The sequence below is a fragment of the Pelatocladus sp. BLCC-F211 genome, from assembly GCF_041928655.1.
GTDB lineage: Bacteria > Cyanobacteriota > Cyanobacteriia > Cyanobacteriales > Nostocaceae > Pelatocladus.
Genome location: NZ_JBHFLM010000233.1, coordinates 1 through 20,841, shown reverse-complemented (window position 1 = coordinate 20,841; position 20,841 = coordinate 1). Strand labels below are relative to the sequence as shown.

Here is a 20,841-nt window from a genome sequence, read left to right as displayed (position 1 = left end):
CCAATCAGTAATTGACTCACAAGGTCGCGTGATCAACACTTGGGCAGACATCATCAACCGCGCTAACTTGGGTATGGAAGTCATGCACGAGCGTAACGCTCACAACTTCCCTCTCGACTTGGCTGCTGCTGAATCTGCACCTGTTGCAATCTCTGCTCCCGCTATCAACGGTTAATCCTCAGATAGTCGAGATGCAGTAAGTCTTTACAATTAAATAGATGAGAAAGCGCCCTCCAAAATGGAGGGCGCTTTTGTTTTTGGTATACTGTTTCGTTGCGATCGCACACTATTTTTTATACTTTAGTCGATGAGACTTTTGGAACTTAAATTGCTTGAGTATTTTTGAGCCGACTATTATTATTAATTTCCTGCTATTAATTCTCTGCCTAGTAGCTGTTTGGTTTTACTGTTATGCAATCTATGCGGCGATCGCCTTTTTTCAGCATCGCTATCCAGTTGCTACAGAATTTCATCCACCAATTACGATTCTGAAGCCGATTTGTGGACTTGACGCTGATGCTTACGAAAATTGGGCTTCTTTTTGCCGACAGCAGTATCCTGCTTATCAGATTATTTTTAGCGTTCGTGACAATCAAGACCCTGCCATACCTTTAGTTAAGCAAATAATCAATGACTTTCCTCAAGTGGATATTCAGTTGATAATTAGCGATCGCACTATTGGTACAAACCTGAAAATCAGCAATTTAGCAAACGCCATACAATTTGCCAAATATGAATTTCTGCTGATTGCTGATAGTGACATCAAAGTCACAAATGACTATTTGCAACGAATCATTCAACCATATCAAGATCCAGAAGTTGGTGTCGTCACCTGCTTGTATCGTTCTTCAGCACAGAGCTGGGTAACAACTTTAGAAGCTATTGGTACTGCGACTGATTTTCATGCAGGTGTTTTAGTAAGTAACAAACTTGAAGGTATAAAATTTGCCTTTGGTTCTACTATTGTCATTCGTAAACAAGTGTTGGAGAAAATAGGAGGATTAGAGGCGATCGTTGATTATCTCGCAGACGATTTTCAACTCGGCTACCTTCCAGCTCAAGCAGGCTACAAAGTTGTCCTTTCTGATTATGTAGTTGAGCATGTACTAACAACCACAACCCTAGCTGATTCTATCAATCGTCAGATTCGTTGGGCGCGCTGTACACGGGTTTCTCGTCCTTGGGGTTATTTAGGATTGATTTTTACTTATGGCACCATTACCAGCTTGCTACTACTAATTACTACAGGAGAATCAATAGTGGGCTGGACTGCACTATTTATAACTTGGATAATGCGATTAACAATGGGTTGGGTTGTGGGCGTCAAAATTCTTAACGATTCTGCTGCTAAAAAATATTTGTGGCTGATTCCTTTATGGGATTTAATTGACTTTGCAATCTGGTGCTATTGCTTTGTTGGTAACACAATTGAATGGCGAGGACAGCAATTGAAAATCACAAAACAAGGTAAGTTAGTTGCAATGAAAACATAGGGATTGGGGATTCTCCAGAGGAGACGCTACGCGTAGACGCGTCAGCGGCTTCTCATAGAGTACGGGAATCGGGGATCGGGGAATAGATTTTCATGTCCTCGTTGTGTAATTTATTATGTGACCGATACTTCTTTTGATGGTATAGAAGAAGCAGATGACCTAAGTGGAGTCAATCCAAAATCCAAAATCGTTCGACTGAGCGCTCACGACGGAGTCCAAAATCCAAAATCCAAAACCTAAAATCTAAAATCAAATGACCGTTTAGTTAATTACAAGCTGCAAATTATTTAATGGAGATATATATACCTGTGAAGAAAACTTTATTTCTCAGTCCTCCTTCCTTCGATGGGTTTGATGGTGGTGCAGGTTCTCGATACCAAGCCAAGCGGGAGATTACCTCTTTCTGGTATCCTACTTGGCTAGCACAACCTGCTGCTCTTGTACCTAATAGCAAACTTGTGGATGCGCCTCCCCATGCACAAACAGTGGAAGATGTGCTGAAAATTGCTAGAGAGTACGAATTAGTAATTATGCACACCAGTACACCTTCCCTACCTAATGATGTGAAGTGTGCTGAAGCCATTAAAGCTCAAAATCCAGATGCACAGATTGGCTTAATTGGAGCGCATGTGGCAGTATTACCAGAACAGACGCTACAGGAAAATCCCATAATTGACTTTGTCTGTCGTCACGAATTTGACTATACCTGTAAAGAACTGGCAGAAGACAAGCCTTGGGATAGCATCAAAGGTCTAAGCTATCGCGATCGCCAAGGTAAGATACATCATAATGAAGACCGTCCGTTGATTCACGATTGGGATTCTATGCCCAGTGTGTTGCCAATTTACGCCCGTGATTTAGATATTACAAAATACTTTATTGGCTATTTGCTGCATCCATACATTTCTTTTTATACTGGGCGCGGTTGTCCAGCAAAATGTACCTTCTGTCTTTGGCCGCAAACGATTGGTGGACACCTGTATCGTCATAAAACCCCAGAAGCAGTGGGACGCGAGATGGAAGAAGCGAAAGCCATCTTTGGCGACAAAGTCCGGGAATATATGTTTGATGACGATACATTTACGATTGATAAGCAGCGAGCGATCGCCATTAGCGAACATATGAAGCGATTGAAGTTGACTTGGAGTTGTAACGCTCGTGCTAACTTAGATTACGATACTCTCAAGCAACTACGGGACAACGGCTTACGTCTACTATTAGTAGGATTTGAATCGGGTAATCAGCAAATATTAGACGGTATTAAGAAAGGAATTAAGCTGGAAGTTGCCCGTAAATTTATGGAAAACTGTCATAAACTTGGTATCACTGTACACGGCACATTTATTATCGGTTTACCAAACGAAAGTCAGCAAACCATTGAAGAAACGATTCGCTTCGCTTGCGATTTGAGTCCTCATACAATTCAGGTTTCTATTGCTGCTCCTTATCCTGGGACAGAACTTTATCAGCAAGCACAGGATAATGGTTGGTTTAGTGATAATTCTTTAGTTGCTAATTCTGGCATTCAAATGTCTACACTACAATATCCGAATCTTTCCAGTGCTGATATTGAAGATGCTGTTGAACGAATGTATCGTAAGTTTTACTTCCGTCCCAAAGCCATCATCCCAATTGTCGGTGAAATGCTGACCGATCCACAAATGTTAGTGCGTCGCCTGCGTGAGGGACGTGAATTTTTTGCTTACCTCAAAGAACGTCATACCCAAGCAGCCGCAAAAGCATAAATTGTCTTAAAAATGGGTGCGCGTAGCGCGGGTGGGGTTTTCTATACCTCATGCTGGTTGAAATCTGCTGTATTTTTCATGGTTTCGTTGTGTGATTTATCACATGAGCGTCTAATTTAAAACCCGAAAGTTCTAGTTTGAAACCCGAAAGTTCTAGTTTGAAACCCGAAAGTTCTAGTTTGAAACCCGAAAGTTCTAGTTTGAAACCTGAAAGTTCTAGTTTGAAACCTGAAAGTTCTAGTTTGAAACCCGAAAGTTCTAGTTTTGAATCCGAAAGTTCTAGTTTGAAACCTGAAAGTTCTAGTTTGAAACCCGAAAGTTCTAGTTTTGAATCCGAAAGTTCTAGTTTGAAACCTGAAAGTTCTAGTTTGAAACCCACTCCAAGCACTCCCCAATCCCTAATTCCCGATCCCCAATCCCCAAAATATGAAAATAGGAAGCAAAGACCACAAAGAACTTTTTTGTCGCAGTTTCATCGAAAGTCACGTGAAGTATGAGCCTGAAAAACTTCCTTGGCCTAATCTTGATACTGTAGGTCTCGAAAGCCTGCGCGGTATTCCCTTTTGGAGAGAAGCACTCGAAACAGAACAAGAAGCAGGAGTGATGGTGAACGCCTTCGCCCAGACAATGAGCGATCCTTTATTACGAGAAGCGATCGCTCTGCAAGCTATGGAGGAAGAACGTCATGGTAAACTGATTAAATTTCTGATCGACTATTACGATATTCAGATTTCCCCACTTCCTGAACCTGTACTTCCTAGTAATATAAAAACCGCTTTTCTTGACTTTGGTTTTGGTGAGTGTCTTGATTCTTTCTTAGCCTTTGGTTTATTTGGACTTGCTCGTCGTCACGCAACTGATATCAGCGAAGCATTGTTTGAAATTTTTGATGTGGTTTTGAATGAAGAAGCCCGTCACATCATGTTTTTTGTGAATTGGGTGACTTACGAGCAAATTCAGGACGGTAGAAGCAATTGGTTGCGGGGAACAAATGCTGTTTGGCATTATAAGAGAGCGCTGCAAGATAAGATTCAAATTTTTACTGGTTCCAATGAGGAAAAACAAGAGGGTTTTACCGCCACTGGTGCTAGTAGCTTTATAGATAATTTAACGCCGGAAGTTTTGCTAGCCAGCTGTTTAGAAGAAAACGCCCAACGGATGAGCGTATTTGACAAACAACTCATCCAGCCTCAATTGGTACCAAACTTGGCAAAAATTGCGCTACGCACTCTCAAGCTTATACCCCGGCGTCAATCAAACGCGATTGCACAAAATTCTTAGAAGGTAATAGATCCCCGACTTTTTAGAGGATACAGCTGGCGAATAGGGGGTCAAACCCCTCATTCGCCCACAAATTGGTTGTAGAGACGTAGCATTGCTACGTCTCTACATTTGGTGGAATGACGAAAAATCTCGGTGAGGGGTGACACCCCTGATTCGCCAGCTGTATCCTCTAAAAAGTCGGGGATCTAACCCCTCGCAACCTGTCAAAATTTGCGTGGCGAAGTACTACATTCTTTTTCACCAGAGGTCTAAAGAACATCGCGACGTTACCCACAAACGTCAAAGCGATGGTGCAAAGTAGGCGCTACGCGATCGCAAATAAATGATTAAATTTATCGCGGTTCTTGGTTGAATAAACTTTTAAAAAGCCACGTAGATGAAGAATTTTAATCCCCGTGAGGGGGTGAAGGTAATCTACGACATGAGCAACTGATAGTTACACCTATCCCCTTTCGGGGCGATGCGATCGTAAAGAAAAGCGCCCACACCCTTCTGGGGAACATCTGCGGGTTTCCATCCCCTTTCGGGGCGATGTGATTGTAAAGGAGATATATTGCCAGCACTAGGTAAAACTAAAGTGGTTTCCATCCCCTTTCGGGGCGATGTGATTGTAAAGTAAACTGCCGATATGCTCCTAATTTTATAGACTTATGGTTTCCATCCCCTTTCGGGGCGATGTGATTGTAAAGTCAAAAAAGCTGGGATTTTGTGAATGAAAAATTAGTTGCGTTTCCATCCCCTTTCGGGGCGATGTGATTGTAAAGAGTTCACATCTAGAACGCTTACACAGAGAGGGTTCTAGACCCCCTAATCGACACACCTCTGAAAAATGGAAAAAAAATTTCAGAAAGTTGCCAATTTTGCAGCCTGGAAACCTTGCTGCATAAGGCATCGACACACTTCAACGAAGTTATGCGGTTTTCAAGGTTCGGGCGAGGTGTGTAGATGAAACTCAACACACTTCAATTAGAGTATGATTTGCTGCTTTTATTTGTCAAGTAGAAATGCGTAGCAAGATCCCACAAGGTAATTTCGCGTCTCTGCTCCCGCGACACACCCAGTATACACAGCGCTATTATCAATATACAATATTATGAAATAATATCAAAAAAGGTATTGAAAATAATAAACAGTCGTATTAATATACAAATAAGAGAGGCGTTCCCACGACCAAGTAGACAACGCCTCTCCCACCCAACTATATTCAGTAAGGTCTTATTAACTATGATGCCACAACCGATTCTTTGTCAAACACCCACAAGAGGTTTATTAAATTTAAGTTACGCTCGTCAAATTCGATTTTGCGATATTCATATCCAAATGTCTTGGCGATTTGTCTGTTTCATTACCTGGAAGAATGGCGACGAGCAAACTTTTGACGGTAAAGATGCTAAAGCGATCGCTCAAACAGTGAAAAAAATTACACAAACTAAATCTTGAGCCAGAAGATCCCCGACTTTTGAAAAGATGCAGCTGGCGAATAGGGGGTCAAACCCCTCGTTCGCCCACAAATTGGTTGTAGAGACGTAGCATTGCTACGTCTCTACATCTGGTGGAATGACGAAAAATCGTCAGTGAGGGGTGTCACCCCTGATTCGCCAGCTGTATCTTTTCAAAAGTCGGGGATCTGTCCGCTCACCGAATTTTAGATTTTAGATTTTAGATTTTGGATGCGTGGAAAATGGAATTGACAATTGCTGTCTGCGCCCGACTTCTACCAATCTATCTGTATCAATCATTTTGGGAATTGGTAAGCTAATGAGCATTTAAGTTGCATAAAGCCAGGGCTAAAGCCCTTACTACAAGCTAATCATTTTGGAAAAATGAATGACGATTAGCTTATCAAAACTTATATAACTCGACACTGACCAGTATGTCTTAATAGATGGTCACATAAAACCAACGCTACCATTGCTTCAACCATCGGAACTGCACGTGGTAACACACAAGGATCGTGACGTCCTTTTCCTGCTAAAACAGTCTCTTCACCTTCATTAGTTACAGTCTTTTGTTCTTTTCTAATCGTTGCAGTTGGTTTAAATGCTACACGGATAATAATATTTTCTCCATTGGAAATTCCGCCTTGAATACCACCAGAACGGTTAGTACGAGTACGAATTTCACCTGCTTCATCAATATAAAATTCATCGTTATGTTCAAATCCACTTAGGAGAGTTCCGGCGAAACCAGAACCAATTTCAAATCCTTTGCTAGCAGGTAGAGACATGACTCCTTTAGCTAGGTCTGCTTCTAATTTATCGAAAACAGGATCACCTAAACCTTTGGGTACATTGCGTGCTACGCATTCTACTACACCACCAATAGAATTTCCTTGCCGCCGCACTTCCTCAATTAATTCAATCATGCGATCGCTACATTCAACATCAGGACAGCGAACGATGTTACTTTCTACTTGTTCTAAAGTAACGGTTTCAGGATCAATCACAGCTTCTAAATCTTTGATGCGCTTGACGTAACCGATGATTTCGACATTGGCGACTTGACGAAGAATTTTTTTGGCGATCGCACCTGCTGCAACTCTACCTATTGTCTCTCGTGCTGATGATCTACCGCCACCTTGCCAGTTACGAATACCATACTTAGCATCATAAGTTGCATCTGCATGGGAAGGACGATACTTGAGTGCCATCTCATCGTAATCTTGGGAACGAGTGTCTTTGTTGCGTACTAAAATGGCGATCGGTGTTCCCAGAGTTTTGCCTTCAAATACTCCAGAGAGAATTTCGCATTTATCTTCTTCTTTGCGAGGCGTGGTAATTTTACTTTGTCCTGGACGTCTGCGATCGAGTTCTACTTGAATTTCCTCGGTGGAAATTTCTAGTTGAGGAGGACAACCATCAATTACAACTCCCACACCACCGCCGTGGGACTCGCCAAATGTAGTGATGCGAAATAGATGCCCGAATGTGTTGCCCATAATATTGAGGAAGTATGGTCTCGATTATCTATCTTACCGCCCTTTAGCTAAGACAGAAAGCTAATAACATCAGGAATTCAATCAACTAAAGGTTGCGATCGCATCTTTGATTATTGTTGGATATATTGCCATCCATCTTCAAATCTCTTGTAACATTTATATGCCCTATTTTAAAGTTTTGATCACTCGTCGTTTACCTACGCAGTTACACCGTTTGGAAGAAGTTGCAAATGTGGAAGTTTGGCCGGAACGCCAAGCGCCTCCCTATGAAGTTTTATTGGAGAAGGTGAAAGAAGTAGACGGATTGCTGTGTTTACTGACTGACCAAATTGATCAACAGTTGATAGAAGTGGGAAAAACTCTAAAAGTAATCAGTCAAATGGCTGTGGGATTCGATAATATTGATATTCCAACTGCGACAGCGCGGGGTATTCCTGTTGGTAATACTCCTGGGGTGTTGACAGATGCAACTGCTGACTTGACTTGGGCTTTATTGATGGCTGCTGCGCGGCGAGTGGTGGAGGCGGATCGGTTTGTGCGATCGCATTTATGGCAAACATGGGAACCTGATCTGCTATTGGGGCCAGATATTGCGGGTGCAACGTTGGGAATTGTTGGTTTTGGGCGGATTGGTCAAGCTGTTGCCCGTCGTGCTAAAGGTTTTAATATGCGAATTATTTATACTAGTAGGCACAGATGCAACCCAGAATTAGAGCAAAGTCTCGGTGTGGAGTTTGCTGATTTTGCCAGTTTGCTACAGACATCAGATTTTGTCACTATTCATACACCATTATCAGCAGAAACTTTTCATTTATTTGGAGAAGCTGAATTTGCATTAATGAAGCAGTCTGCAATTCTCATCAACACAGCACGAGGAGCAATTGTAGATCCTGATGCTTTGTATCAAGCCTTACGTACTGGTGAAATTGCAGGTGCTGCGATAGATGTCACAGAACCAGAACCAATACCAACTGATAGCCCATTATTGAGTCTTGATAATTTAATTATTACCCCTCACATTGGTAGCGCCAGTCGTCCAACACGAGAAAAAATGGCGAATATGGCTATTGATAATTTGATAGCTGGGTTAAGAGGAGAAAGATTACCTAATTGTGTAAATCCAGAAGTTTATCAATAAATAATGATCATATCCGATGACTATTTGAATTAAACTTGAAAATTTGAGGTCAATGTGATTAATAACCAGTTAACATCTATTGCTTTATTTGCAGGAGCTTTTGGTCTTGACTTAGGTATAGAACAAGCGGGTTTTCACACGGTAAGCGTAGTTGAAATAGATGTTGATGCAACAAAAACTATTGTTTTGAATCGTCCTCATCTTGCTGAAAGTGCCATACCACGAGATATAAGAGTAGTTTCATCACAAACATTATTGGAAGAAGGAGGACGTGTTTTAGAACTTGGTAGACCTCTTTTACCTGGTGAAGTAGATTTAGTGACAGGAGGACCACCCTGTCAACCATTCAGCACAGCAGGAAAGCGTGGTTCTGTTATGGACCCACGAGGAAGTTTATTTATGGATTTCATTCGCATCGTTAAAGAAATTCAACCTCGATTTTTTTTGATGGAGAATGTCAAAGGATTACTTTCAGCTCCTATTCGACATAGACCTCATAATCAAAGAGGTACAGGATTTCCTGGTTTAGAAACCGATGAAATGGAGGGTGCAGCTCTTCAAGTGGTATTAGCTGAAATGAAAGCTATTGGTTATAAAGTTGCTTTTCCTGCATTAGTAGAAGCTGCTGATTATGGTGTACCACAAACTAGAGCTAGACTAATATTTATCGGTTCACGAGATGGTGAGTTTGTGACTTTGCCAAAACCTACTCACAATAGAAATGGTTTGAACGGACTCCCGAAATGGCAAACCCTTAGAAATGCTCTTAACAATTTATCTGATTTACAACCAGAATATATTCCTTATTCCAAACAACGTCTTAAATATCTTTCCCTATTGAAAGAAGGTCAAAACTGGAGATATTTACCAGATGAATTAAAGCCTGACGCTATGGGAGGAGCCTATCAATCCGGAGGGGGAAAGGTTGGATTTTATAGAAGATTGTCTTGGGATAAACCATCTCCTACTGTGACAACTAGTCCCCATCAGAAAGCTACAGATATGTGCCATCCATTTGAATTACGTCCTCTTAGTGTACGTGAATATGCTAGAATCCAGACCTTCCCTGATAATTGGATTTTTTATGGTTCCGTAACATCTAAATATAGACAAATAGGTAATTCGGTACCAGTTCAATTGGCTTATGCTATTGGCAAACACTTATATGGATTAATTAAAGGCGAGAAGCCAAATTCACAAAAATATTTTGAACAGCTTTCACTTTTTGAAATTGAACAATATCAAAAATTTATGTAATTACAATTAGGAGAAAATGAGGTGTCAGAACAGTTTCATGAGATGTTAGCATATGCATTAATCAACGAAGTTGGTTTTACCCCTAATAAAGCACGTTCTCTTGCTTCATACTTTGCAGATATTAAAGATTTTTTAGAATTTACAGAAGAAAATATTAAAAACATAAAAAGTCTATCTGGTAAAAATGTGTTGAAATTAACAGATGAAGAAATTACAAAGTTATTTTTTTATAAAAACTCTGGATTTCTATCACCCAATCTTACAATAGCGGAAAATTATTTAGCTGTTATTAGTAGGGTTTTTATTCAAAAACAATTAGATATGATTAGAAGCCTAACTTTAAAAAAATTAAATCCTAATCCATTTTTAATTAGAGCGCTTAATTTAGATACTCCAAATGAAGTTGTCAGATTAAATGTTTATATGGCAGCTACTAGATCAATTGTTACATCTATGGGATTTTTTATAGAAGACTTGCTACTCACTAGTTCTGATACAGTTGAAAAAGCTCCTAAAAAATCAGGCTGGGATTTGATAAAAACTACTAGTGATGGTGAAAAATTTTGGCTACAAATCAAAAGTGGACCCAACAACATGGATAAAGATCAGGTAGTATATGAGTTTGGTGATGGTCATCACGGAGTATCAAATTATATTAATAGTATTTTCTGAAGCTAGACTTTAAGTATTGATAATTTAGGCATGTATTTGTCTACAACGTAAAAGATTGATAATTTCTACGTTGTAGACTTACAGGGTAAATAACTTGAAGCTAGAGAATGATCTCAGCTTTACCACTTATGTCTGATCCAGTCGTAAATTTCTACATATTTTGCTCCTGGATGATTCCATGAGTAGTCATAGTCCATACCCTGAAGGGCTAGTTGGCGAAACTCTTGTGGCTTTTCATACCACAGTGCGATCGCTCGATCCATGGCTGATTCTAAAGCATAATCATCGGTGTCATAGAATACGTAGCCATTACGTAGTTCTGGTGGTAAATTTTGCTCGTAATCTCGGTCAAATACCGTATTCACAAGTCCACCAACGCCACGCACAATGGGTACAGTTCCGTATTTTAAGCCGATCATTTGAGTTAAACCACAGGGTTCGTAATTGCTAGGGACAATAATCATATCTGCACCGGCATAAATTAGGTGAGATAATTCTTCATTAAAGCCTAGTTCTAAATGAACATCAGGATTACTATTTAAAAACTGTTTTTCGTGCTGGAAATGAGCATTAATTCCAGGTTCTGTTGCAGAACCTAGTAAAACAAATTGCGCTCCTTTATTGAGTGCATGATAAATTGCATGATGAACAAGATGCACACCCTTTTGATTATCCAATCGACCGATATAAGCGATAATTGGTTTATCACTATGAGCAAGCATCAATCGCTCTTGCAAAGCTTTTTTGTTATATGCTTTTTGTTCAAAATCAGCCTGGGTGTAGTTGTAAGGAATGTAGCGGTCAATTTCGGGATTCCAGAAATCATAATCTATCCCGTTGAGTACCCCGCTAAATTTACCCTGGTGCAGATGTAAGGTATGACCTAAACCACAGCCAATGTCTGTAGTTTGTGCTTCCCAAGCATGGTGAGGTGAAACTGTGGTTACAGCATTAGAGTAAACAATACCCCCCTTCATCAAGTTCAAAGCAAAGGGATTAAAGTTGTCACGTAGGTGATCGTACTGGAAGTAATACGACTCTCGGTTTAAACCTGTTCCCCGGAGAAGATCAATACCACCAAGTCCTTGATGCTTAAAGTTGTGGATGGTGTAACAAACGCGCTGATACTCCATGCCATGATATTTGTAAATTTCATAAAGCATGACTGGAATTAAGCCCGTCTGCCAGTCATGACAATGAATGATATCAGGTCGCTTGTTGCTTTTGAGCAAGAATTCTAAAGCTGCTTTGCAAAAGAACGCAAAGCGCATGTTATCGTCATCACAACCGTAATAGCAACCCCGGTTAAAGAAATTATCCTCACAGTGGGGTTCAATAAAGAAACACATCCGTCCATGTACCCAACCACAGTACACAGAACAATGGATTGCAGCGTCATACCAGGGTACCCACAGGTTGATGTAGGCGTCGTGGAGTCCCCAAATATGGTCGTAGCGCATACAATCATACTTGGGCAATATAATTTCAACAGAATGCCCACGACCTTCTAATTCCCGACTCAGTCCGTAAACTACATCGCCTAAACCCCCTGCTTTGATTACAGGAGCGCATTCGGAGGCGATTTGCACAATGTACATGCCCTACCCTCGCTTCACAAAACTTCATCTTTACTATCTACTCACCAGTATATGAAACATGTACTCATTGACAATAGGGTAGTGGGGTGATAGCTGAAATTACGATTGATCATTTGTCATTTGTCATTTGTCATTGGTCATTTGTCCCCCGTGTCCCCGATCCCTGATCACCGATCCCCGATCACCGATCACCAAAATACATCCATAGATAACATCCCTAAGAAACTGATTCACTCGTTAGGAAGATAAATAAAGCTCAATAACTTAATAGCGTAGTACTGAAAAGATAAAAAACAGCTTAGGGAGATCAATTATGGCTCTTTATAAACTAACAGATTTTGATTCTAACTACCGCGATGCTCTTGGTGGAAATGATATCAAAGGAATGAGTGTTTATGCAGAAGGAACTGATGAAAAGATTGGTACAGTTCATGATGTTTTAGTAGATGAAGAAGGTCATTTTCGCTATTTAGTTGTGGACATGGGCTTCTGGATTTTTGGTAAGAAAGTATTATTACCGATTGGACGTTCTCGCATAGATCATACTAGCGATCGCGTCTATGTTATTGGTATGACTAGAGAGCAAGCAGATAACTTACCTGAATACGACGAACGTCAAACTCTTGATTACGATTATGAAGAACGAGTACGGGGTGTATATCGCAATCCTGCACCACTAGAAGCATCCGCTCCTCTGACTGATCAAACTAGTGTCGAGATGCCTTATCAGCCAGTTTCTACTAGCGGTTATACTGGTGCTACTCCCGTATATGATCGTGATAGCTACACCTATGATCGCGAGCCTTCTTTGTTTGGGTTGAATGAGCAAAATCATCAAACTCTCAGACTATACGAAGAACGTTTAATTGCTAATAAACGACGTCAGAAAGTTGGGGAAGTAACAGTTGGTAAGCACGTTGAAACAGAAACTGCACGAGTTGCAGTTCCTATAGAAAAAGAACGAGTAGTCGTCGAACGAGTTACTCCTAATGAAGTAGGTAGAGCAGTTGCTCCTGGTGAAGCAAACTTCCGTGAAGGTGAAGTTGCTCGCGTGGATATCTACGAAGAAACTCCCGAAATTCGTAAAGAAGCAGTATTGCGTGAAGAAGTCAGAGTTAGAAAAGAAGTAGAGCGCGATACTGTTGAGGCTCAAGACACAATTCGTCGGGAAGAATTGGATGTAAATAGCCCTAATCTCCCCATTGATGAACGTTAATGATGGATGTAACTAGCTTAAGTTTGTTTATAGTCTGTCATGAGTTGAATTATTGACTACACTCATTCTTGCATTAGATTTTTTACTGGCGGTAAATCTATTTACTAGCTAATCAGCTAAACCTTGAAGATATCAAAGTGAATCAGAATTATAGCCTGTTTTAACAGGTTTAAACTTTGAGAAGTGAACTTGATCTCATAGCTAAGTGCAAGATGAGAACACAGAACTATAAACCAATACGGTTCAGTTAAGGCTAAAAACTAAAACTAGCGTAGGTTGGGTTTCGCTTGCACTCAACCCAACCTACATTTCTTCTTAACTGAACCGTATTGAACTATAAACATAAGACTGATCACTAGTTCCACAAAAAGTGTAGGTAAATCAGATTGATTTTACCTGCACTTAATCACTTGTAAAAAAAGCAATATCACAGTCTTATAACTTAAATATTTTTATTTTAATAAAATGAAAAAACAATTAATTAATAATCAAGTTCAGGTTCACGACTTGCTTAACAAATTGATAAGAAAGATTAGAAACTTTGCAGTTATTGATAAAGAAGGTTTGCTAATCGGTAGAGTAAGAGATTTAATTATAGATTACAATCACAAAGTTAATATAATAGTCACTAGCTTTACATCGTTACCAAGTCTACAATCTTCGGAACATCACAGTTACCTGTTGTTACCTAGCAAATTAATCAAGAAAATTGACATAGCTACAAAATCTGTTTTCTTAGACATAGATAAATCACACATTAAACATATGCCTGAATATTCTCAATCACCAATGACTAATAATAATAATTTAGAAAATTCAAATATAGAGCCAGTCATGAGTACTGCTCCAGATATGAATTTAGAACAAAATGAAATTGGTGAAAAAACAGAAGAAGAAATTATTCGTTTGTTAAGTGAACGATTAATTGTAAATAAGAAAAAACGAAAAATTGGTGATGTAATTGTTCGGAAAGAAATTGAAACCCGAATGGTACAAGTACCAGTGCAATATGAAAAACTGGTGATTGAACAAGTCAGTCCAGAAAATAAATTACTTGCAGAATTTGCTCTCGGTCAAGAAGAAATTTCTGGTGTTGAACTGAGCCAAGTAGAAAAACACGAAGTTGATTTAATTGATATAAATGATCATAATTTGACTGTAAGTGGAGACTTTAATTCACCCAAAATCGCTAGTCTGCTTCTAAATGCGATCGCATTAGAACGAAATCATGGATGTCAAAAAGTACGAGTGACTATTGTGGTCGAAAATGAAGAATATCAGAAAAAATATGAGGAGTGGTTTGAACGTACGTCAATTAAATAAAATTTATCGTAAATGATAAAATTCAAAACCTATGTTGTAAACTTTTTTCTTATAGGCTTATACACACAAATCTTACCGCGTAATATCTATCCCGCCAGTTTCATAGCGAAAGTCCTCTAAAGAAGACTCAATAAGAAATTCACTCCACTTGAGTTGACTTTCACTATGCAGCTCTGAACTTTAGTTATGGGCTACAACAAAGGTAACAAAATTGTAAATTTTGTACCTACACCAACTTCTGAAGATAAATTAAATTTACCACCATGCCTAGCTGTAATAATGCGATAACTTACTGCAAGGCTCGTTTCTTTATTAGCTCTTTTTTCCACAGAAAAAGATTCTAGAATCTGCTGTTTTAATTTATCAGAAATTCCTGGCCCATTGTCCTGAATATAAATGGCAACCCATCGTGAATCTGGCACTTCTGGTGTGGTAGATTCTTGAGAGATGACTTCTGTAGTAATCTCGATGCGCGGTTTATTAGTTTGTTTGATAGGATTTAACCGATGTCGTACTGCTTCATCAAGCAATAAGTCTACAGAGTGACTTAAAAGATTCATAAATACTTGATGTAGTTGTCCAATGAAACAAGATATCGGAGGTAGACGACCGTAATTTCTAATTATTTCTATTTCTCCCTGAATCCTGCTATTGATGATTAACAAAATATTATCAATACATGCATGTAAATCAGCAGGTTTGGGATAAACCTCATCGATATGACAAAAATTTTGTAAACTGATCACTAATTTTTTTAATCTTTCTGCTCCCGTACGAATACTAGTAAGAGCTTGTAATAAATCTGGTTCTAAAAAATCAAATTCTATTTCTTGTTTGAGATAATTTATTTCTTCACAAGGTGAAGATAACTTACTTTCATAAGCTGCGATCAGTTTGAGTAAATCTTGGCTGTAGTTGGAGACATAAGTTAAATTACCCCAAATAAAACCTACTGGATCTAAAATCTCATGAGCAATCCCATCTACCAAGCGTCCTAAGTTTGCCATCTTATCATTTTGAATCATTTGAGCTTGGCTACGTTCGTAGCGGACTTGAGTTTCAATACCACGAATTTGCCAAGAAGCTATATTCAATTGCTGTATATCTAACAATTTGTAAGTATCGTGGACAGTTTGCACAACCACCGGTTCTGCTAAAAGTTCAGGCGATCGCCTCAGCGCTAGTTGCATCGCTGCCAAAATCGGCGTAGTTTCAGGCAAAATTAAAATTGGAGTACGAGCATAACTGTAAATTACACTTAAAGGCTGGCTAAAAAATAACTCTTGTCCGTAGGGACGGATGAAAAATTCCAGCAGTCGTCGCTGCGAAATCATTCCAGTGTATTTTCCCTGTTCTACCAAGATTACCCCTGGTAGCAGTGGGTTTTTTTCAAAAACTTTGGCTACTTCTGTACCAGTACAACTGATTTCAACTTGGAAGTTGTACAGCTGTAGCTCTTGGAGAGTAGACTCTAAATCAAGATCGCGATCGCTACCACTCAAAAGTAATGGTGGTGCGATTTCTGAACAATATTCCTGTGCCACTTGACACCCTATTTCTGATACAACACGTAGACGAGAAGCCAATATTCTAACCGTTGAGGTTGGTAATCGGTAATATGTAATTGCGGTATTTAACTAAATTGTTGCGATCGCAGATCCGTACGAGCATACAAGCTATACACCCCTACATTTGTGTAGGCTAATAAAAGCGAAATCGGATTAATTCTTAGCTGTTCCTTTTTAGTACAAAAATACTAAAATATATCTTAGTTCAATAAATTTATTTTGCTCCCGATAAATAATTACTCTCTACATCAGGGAACTATATGTGTAACCAAACTTTTGGTTTTGCAGAATCACCTGTAAAACTCGTTGGTAAATAACTAAATCACATCATTGAGAGGCAATATGGAAATTAAACTAGGATTTGGAAACGTACCAAAACCTCAATATGTTTTTGTGAGTAGAGAAGCAGATCACTGTTGGTATATGCTTTCTGAAGAAGAGAAACATATTCCAATTTATGACAAAGCTTTGACTGGAGTCATCACAAAGATAGAATGTAACAAAGTAGTTGAGACAAAGTTTGGAAAGACAAAGAAAACAGATTTACATATTTTAGCAGAACAACCTTATATTATCCGTTCCGGTAGAGATTCTTACTTCTGTAAAAGCTTATTGCTATCTTTGGATATTCTCACGAGTGAACAACTACATCAACCATTGACAATTGCAGTGTCTCCGGGAGATAAAAAAGTTGTATTTTGTACAATTTATAATCCAATAACTTATCAAACAGTCCAGATTAATTGGGACGAACACAACGAAATTGACTTGCTATCTTTAGAAGAAAAAGTTAGTCATAAAATTAATCAGATCCCAAAATCGCCAAGTATTACAAATCCTGAGTTACGTGGGATAATTATGGCGCAAACTGATATTTATTTAAAACAATTAGGCTGGAATTCCGAACAAGGAAGACGGTATTTACAACAGAAATATGGCAAGCGATCGCGCCGAGAATTAAACGATAGAGAATTAGTAGATTTTACGATGACAATTCTTGAAATTTTATGCACTCAAGAAAATAGATTTATGATGAATAATTTAGCAGGATAGTTGATTACAAAATACTGCATCAGAGACATTAATTGTTCCTGATGCATCTACTCAGCTTAGAAAACAAAATAAAAAACAATGATTCAAACTATTATTGTTTTACTTATAATTGGCTTAATTATTACTGGAATTTTAATCAGTCCCATCATCACCAAACAACGAAGAAATCTTCAGAAAAAACGTCTTTTTCCTCCACTTTGGAACGCCATTATTGAAAATAATCTTCCCATTTACACCCGTCTTTCTCCCGATCAACGCAGACGCCTACAAGGACATGTGCAAGTATTTTTAGCAGAAAAACAATTCATTGGGTGTCAAGGATTGCAGGTGACAGAAGAAATGAAGCTAACTATTGCTGCTGTCGCATGTCTACTGTTGCTGAATGAACGAGGCGAATATTTTCCCAAACTACGTTCGATTTTAATTTATCCCAGCGCCTATTTTGTCAACGAAACTGTTGCAACTAGTGAATATGTTGTCGAAGAAAGGCGTGTAGCAAGATTGGGTGAGTCGTGGAGTCGCGATCAAGTAGTATTATCTTGGGAACAGGTGGAACAAGACACGCGCAACTGGAATGACGGACATAATGTGATTCTGCATGAATTTGCTCATCAGTTAGATCAAGAGGAAGGTAAAACGCAGGGTGTGCCGATTTTGGCAAAAAAATCAGATTATTCCATTTGGTCTAGGGTGATGACACAAGCATATCAACAACTCTGCAATGATGTGCAACGAGGTATAAAAAATGTGATGAATAGTTATGGTGCGACTAATCCCGCAGAGTTTTTTGCTGTGGCGACTGAGACATTTTTTGAAAAACCGCAGCAGTTGTTAAAGATGCATCCGGGATTGTATGAGTTATTGCAAGGTTACTATCAAGTAGATCCTGGGGAATGGATTTAGATATTTAGCTGCGATCGCTTTGTTGTATAGTTTCGGTTAAAAGCGATCATTCCCCACCCCAAAGTAGTTGGTATCCACAAATGCTGATGTTTAAATAAACGCATGGTGGGGAATTTTTTGGTCGATTTTTTACATTTTTGTGGATTAAACTTTAGCAGAACGTTTTGATTCTAAATAGGCAAACACTGACTTATCTCCAATATCTGCTGGAATTGCCTGTACTGTCTTCCGTATAGCAAAAACTACAAATAAAATTGCCCAAGTTCCTAACAATACCTGTTCTAACTGTGTTGGCAATATACCAACTAAATGTCCAAGTAGCAATAAAGGTACGATAGGAGTTAACAATTTTGTTTCCAGACGATTAAAACAAAATGCTTCTTTAAAATAAATACCAGTCAAAGCTGCAAAGGTAAAACCTACACCCAATAATGTCAATGGTTGAGTGTAAATAGTAATAGCTAAAGGCTGACTATTTGTAATTGCCAAAATCATTGCGGATATACTACCAATCAGCCAAAAAACTTGTAAAGCTCGGTGCAACTCCACCATGTAAATATGAATGGTGAGTAAACTAATACCAAGTCCTAGACTGAAACAGGCGTATAAAGGTGTTAGTAATTTAAAAATAGTGGGGTTAGGGTTCAACAATACTAAAGCACTGCCCACAGCAAAGCAAATTGCAGCCAGCATTAACCCACTACGGTAAATAACCACACCTTTGCGATCGCCCTCAGTAATCGTAAATTCGCCAAATTGACCTTGATAAACTTCTGGTGCTGATATTGTTTGAGTAGTCATATGTCAAATTAGTTAGTGGTCAATTGTCAATTGTCAATGGTCATTTGTCATTGGTTTTTCTCTGCGTCCGGTGTGTCTCCCTTGTCCCTTTCTAATCATTCTCAATCACTACTTGTATGGTATCTCCCAAATTCATCTGCAACTGCGATCGCGCATCACCAGTATTGATCGCCAATTCTACCCAACCGTGACTACCAACGAGAGCGATGCGATCGCCAATTTCTCCATCTCCATAAGTTTGACGTCCTGGTATGATTTTCTCACCCACAAGTACGCCCCAACTTTTGTTTTGTAGGTAAGTTCCAGGAATATTGGTGACTAAGTTACCAAAATGATCAATATATTGAATACAACCTGTGATCATATTCTCGCTTTGAGTGCATTCGGCTATCTCTAGCTTGACTAAGCTTTCTGGATTGATTTCTGTTCCTAGCTGTCTCAGAGGAACACCACAAGCTAGATGCGCCCCAGCAGGAGCGAAAATATCTCGACCATGAAATGTACTGCTAGGATTTGGAGTACGCCAGTAATTAGGATTTGTTAGTTCTACCGCAGCGACAGCAGGACTCTGACTCAACACTCCACTAAATAAGCCATTATCTGGCCCAATTAAGAATCCATGGGCAAATTCTACAGCGATCGCTCTTCTTTTTCCTCCCACACCCGGATCTACTACTGCTACATGCACGGTTCCTACAGGAAAGTAAAGATAAGCATCCATGAGACAAAACCTAGCAGCAGCTATGTTTTGCGGCGGAATTTGGTGTGTTAAATCTACCACCTTTAGCCGGGGGTTAATTTGGGCGATCGCTCCCTTCATCACACCTACATATACATCGCGATCGCCGAAATCGGTGAGTAAAGTCACCAGTGATTGCGGATTTTGTTGCTTCTCGAACATGTGATCCCATTAGCATTATATGACCAAGTTTAATTTTTCTGTAACATACGCAACTAAAAAATCGATATGTTATGATCACAAGACATAAATAAATAATGATTCAGACCAAAGAAATTCCTATGATTACAAGCAGAACAGAAGTAGTTAAAAAAGCACGAGAAGCTCACAGAGAAAGCATTAGAAGAAGTTTGCAGCATCGCTTGGAAGTAGCTAGAGCTAAGGGCGATGAAAACCTCATTCGTCAGCTAGAGGCAGAAATGAAATATTTCGGTTAAAGCATAAAATTTAATGCACATAGGTTGTTCATAGTTCTGTTGTGTTTCTGCCTGCTGTTTTAGCAGGCTTTCTTCTCTTAAGTTTGTAGTGAGGACTTTAGTCCTCTGAATTGGCCCTCAGATCTTGCACCTGTCTGGATAAACCCTTAATACACCCATAAGAGTGTAGTAAACTAACACGATTCGCGAGAATTAGGTTACGCAATTAAAAGTCATATATATAACTGTACAAATATTGAGAATACGTAAACGGCTCAACGGATCATAGATATAATGGCGCACTGACAAAGCCTAAGCCGTTGATAATCATTGCTTTGACCACCTGACCTGCACTAATTATTTCTTGGGGATGAGTTCCAAGCAGTTGGTTAATCTCCGATAACCTTCCCCATTTCATCAATAATCCCTGCCACTATGCCCAAGTGATCGATATCTTGTACTTTGATTTGTGATGTTGAAATACTCATCCCTCAAAAATACAACATTTTGCGATCGCACCTGCGGAATGTGGGATCAAAAAAATCTCAATATATAATTAACTAATTCGGCGGAATTCCCCATCCGTCTATACGGTGGGGATGAATAGCCGGAAAGTGACGAAACCATCCCCGACTAATATTGACCACAGGTCAATCAGGGAGTGGGATGTTTGAGGAACTTTCAACCTTTGGGATTG

The 20,841-nt window shown here is 39.3% G+C and carries 19 protein-coding genes, 2 pseudogenes and 1 CRISPR repeat array; of the genes and pseudogenes, 14 read left to right on the top strand and 7 right to left on the bottom strand.

All coding sequences use genetic code 11. The annotated features are described in order from the left end of the window. The 4 genes and pseudogenes from ACE1AT_RS27850 to hpnJ form a co-directional block, all read left to right on the top strand. A pseudogene (locus ACE1AT_RS27850) lies at positions 1 to 175 on the top strand (photosystem II q(b) protein); the annotation flags it as partial. Between the two features lie 157 nt (positions 176 to 332). Further along, on the top strand, positions 333 to 1,493 hold the full coding sequence (hpnI, locus tag ACE1AT_RS27845; RefSeq protein ID WP_374874329.1) for a bacteriohopanetetrol glucosamine biosynthesis glycosyltransferase HpnI: 1,161 nt from the start codon (positions 333 to 335) through the stop codon (positions 1,491 to 1,493). Positions 1,494 to 1,610: 117 nt separating this feature from the next. Next, complete coding sequence (locus tag ACE1AT_RS27840) at positions 1,611 to 1,733, top strand: hypothetical protein (RefSeq protein ID WP_374874327.1); 123 nt, start codon at positions 1,611 to 1,613, stop codon at positions 1,731 to 1,733. A gap of 68 nt (positions 1,734 to 1,801) precedes the next feature. Next, positions 1,802 to 3,238 (top strand): hopanoid biosynthesis associated radical SAM protein HpnJ, encoded by a 1,437-nt coding sequence (hpnJ, locus tag ACE1AT_RS27835; protein ID WP_374874325.1) that lies wholly within the window; start codon positions 1,802 to 1,804, stop codon positions 3,236 to 3,238. Positions 3,239 to 3,314: 76 nt separating this feature from the next. On the opposite strand, the gene ACE1AT_RS27830 is transcribed toward hpnJ, so the two are convergent. Next, complete coding sequence (locus tag ACE1AT_RS27830) at positions 3,315 to 3,617, bottom strand: hypothetical protein (RefSeq protein ID WP_374874323.1); 303 nt, start codon at positions 3,615 to 3,617, stop codon at positions 3,315 to 3,317. Positions 3,618 to 3,664: 47 nt separating this feature from the next. On the opposite strand from ACE1AT_RS27830, the gene ACE1AT_RS27825 reads away from it, so the two are divergent. Together ACE1AT_RS27825 and ACE1AT_RS27820 are read left to right on the top strand one after the other, a co-directional pair. Further along, entirely contained in the window at positions 3,665 to 4,519 is an 855-nt protein-coding gene (locus ACE1AT_RS27825) for a ferritin-like domain-containing protein (RefSeq protein WP_374874321.1), read from the top strand. 441 nt (positions 4,520 to 4,960) lie between these two features. Beyond that, positions 4,961 to 5,286: direct repeats of the CRISPR family, unit length 36 nt; unit sequence GTTTCCATCCCCTTTCGGGGCGATGTGATTGTAAAG. A gap of 463 nt (positions 5,287 to 5,749) precedes the next feature. Next, positions 5,750 to 5,962: a hypothetical protein gene (locus tag ACE1AT_RS27820; protein WP_374874333.1), complete on the top strand. Its 213-nt coding sequence runs from the start codon at positions 5,750 to 5,752 to the stop codon at positions 5,960 to 5,962. A 409-nt stretch (positions 5,963 to 6,371) separates the two neighbouring features. Here ACE1AT_RS27820 and aroC read toward each other — a convergent pair whose 3' ends face one another. Continuing rightward, positions 6,372 to 7,460: a chorismate synthase gene (gene aroC, locus ACE1AT_RS27815; protein ID WP_374874319.1), complete on the bottom strand. Its 1,089-nt coding sequence runs from the start codon at positions 7,458 to 7,460 to the stop codon at positions 6,372 to 6,374. A 160-nt stretch (positions 7,461 to 7,620) separates the two neighbouring features. Between aroC and ACE1AT_RS27810 the strand changes: the two genes are divergently transcribed. From ACE1AT_RS27810 to ACE1AT_RS27800, 3 genes are read left to right on the top strand one after another with little or no spacing between them, the layout of a single operon-like run. Further along, positions 7,621 to 8,598 carry a 2-hydroxyacid dehydrogenase gene (locus ACE1AT_RS27810; RefSeq protein ID WP_374874317.1) on the top strand — a complete coding sequence of 326 codons (978 nt, stop codon included), beginning with the start codon at positions 7,621 to 7,623 and terminating at the stop codon, positions 8,596 to 8,598. A gap of 54 nt (positions 8,599 to 8,652) precedes the next feature. After that, positions 8,653 to 9,855 (top strand): DNA cytosine methyltransferase, encoded by a 1,203-nt coding sequence (locus ACE1AT_RS27805; RefSeq protein WP_374874316.1) that lies wholly within the window; start codon positions 8,653 to 8,655, stop codon positions 9,853 to 9,855. Between the two features lie 21 nt (positions 9,856 to 9,876). Further along, a complete protein-coding gene (locus ACE1AT_RS27800; RefSeq protein WP_374874314.1) occupies positions 9,877 to 10,527 on the top strand; it encodes a PmeII family type II restriction endonuclease in 651 nt (216 codons plus the stop codon). Between the two features lie 119 nt (positions 10,528 to 10,646). On the opposite strand, the gene glgA is transcribed toward ACE1AT_RS27800, so the two are convergent. Continuing rightward, entirely contained in the window at positions 10,647 to 12,125 is a 1,479-nt protein-coding gene (glgA, locus tag ACE1AT_RS27795) for a glycogen synthase GlgA (RefSeq protein ID WP_374874312.1), read from the bottom strand. A 313-nt stretch (positions 12,126 to 12,438) separates the two neighbouring features. On the opposite strand from glgA, the gene ACE1AT_RS27790 reads away from it, so the two are divergent. Further along, positions 12,439 to 13,341 carry a DUF2382 domain-containing protein gene (locus ACE1AT_RS27790; RefSeq protein ID WP_374874310.1) on the top strand — a complete coding sequence of 301 codons (903 nt, stop codon included), beginning with the start codon at positions 12,439 to 12,441 and terminating at the stop codon, positions 13,339 to 13,341. 465 nt (positions 13,342 to 13,806) lie between these two features. Then, positions 13,807 to 14,664, top strand: coding sequence for a YsnF/AvaK domain-containing protein (locus ACE1AT_RS27785; protein ID WP_374874308.1), 858 nt, complete (start codon positions 13,807 to 13,809; stop codon positions 14,662 to 14,664). Between the two features lie 191 nt (positions 14,665 to 14,855). Here the strand turns inward: ACE1AT_RS27785 and ACE1AT_RS27780 are convergent, their stop codons facing one another. Then, a complete protein-coding gene (locus ACE1AT_RS27780) occupies positions 14,856 to 16,208 on the bottom strand; it encodes a sensor histidine kinase (protein ID WP_374874331.1) in 1,353 nt (450 codons plus the stop codon). Between the two features lie 366 nt (positions 16,209 to 16,574). On the opposite strand from ACE1AT_RS27780, the gene ACE1AT_RS27775 reads away from it, so the two are divergent. Further along, a complete protein-coding gene (locus ACE1AT_RS27775) occupies positions 16,575 to 17,285 on the top strand; it encodes a hypothetical protein (protein ID WP_374874306.1) in 711 nt (236 codons plus the stop codon). A gap of 78 nt (positions 17,286 to 17,363) precedes the next feature. Further along, entirely contained in the window at positions 17,364 to 18,188 is an 825-nt protein-coding gene (locus ACE1AT_RS27770) for a zinc-dependent peptidase (RefSeq protein ID WP_374874304.1), read from the top strand. A gap of 144 nt (positions 18,189 to 18,332) precedes the next feature. Here ACE1AT_RS27770 and ACE1AT_RS27765 read toward each other — a convergent pair whose 3' ends face one another. Then, entirely contained in the window at positions 18,333 to 18,989 is a 657-nt protein-coding gene (locus ACE1AT_RS27765; protein WP_374874302.1) for a DUF2301 domain-containing membrane protein, read from the bottom strand. 91 nt (positions 18,990 to 19,080) lie between these two features. After that, on the bottom strand, positions 19,081 to 19,890 hold the full coding sequence (locus tag ACE1AT_RS27760) for an S-adenosyl-l-methionine hydroxide adenosyltransferase family protein (RefSeq protein ID WP_374874300.1): 810 nt from the start codon (positions 19,888 to 19,890) through the stop codon (positions 19,081 to 19,083). 119 nt (positions 19,891 to 20,009) lie between these two features. Here ACE1AT_RS27760 and ACE1AT_RS27755 point away from each other — a divergent pair, with 119 nt between their 5' ends. Then, on the top strand, positions 20,010 to 20,165 hold the full coding sequence (locus ACE1AT_RS27755) for a hypothetical protein (RefSeq protein WP_374874298.1): 156 nt from the start codon (positions 20,010 to 20,012) through the stop codon (positions 20,163 to 20,165). Positions 20,166 to 20,430: 265 nt separating this feature from the next. On the opposite strand, the pseudogene ACE1AT_RS27750 reads toward ACE1AT_RS27755, so the two are convergent. Then, positions 20,431 to 20,632: pseudogene (locus tag ACE1AT_RS27750) on the bottom strand (DUF4277 domain-containing protein); the annotation flags it as partial. Between the last annotated feature and the right edge of the window lie 209 nt (positions 20,633 to 20,841).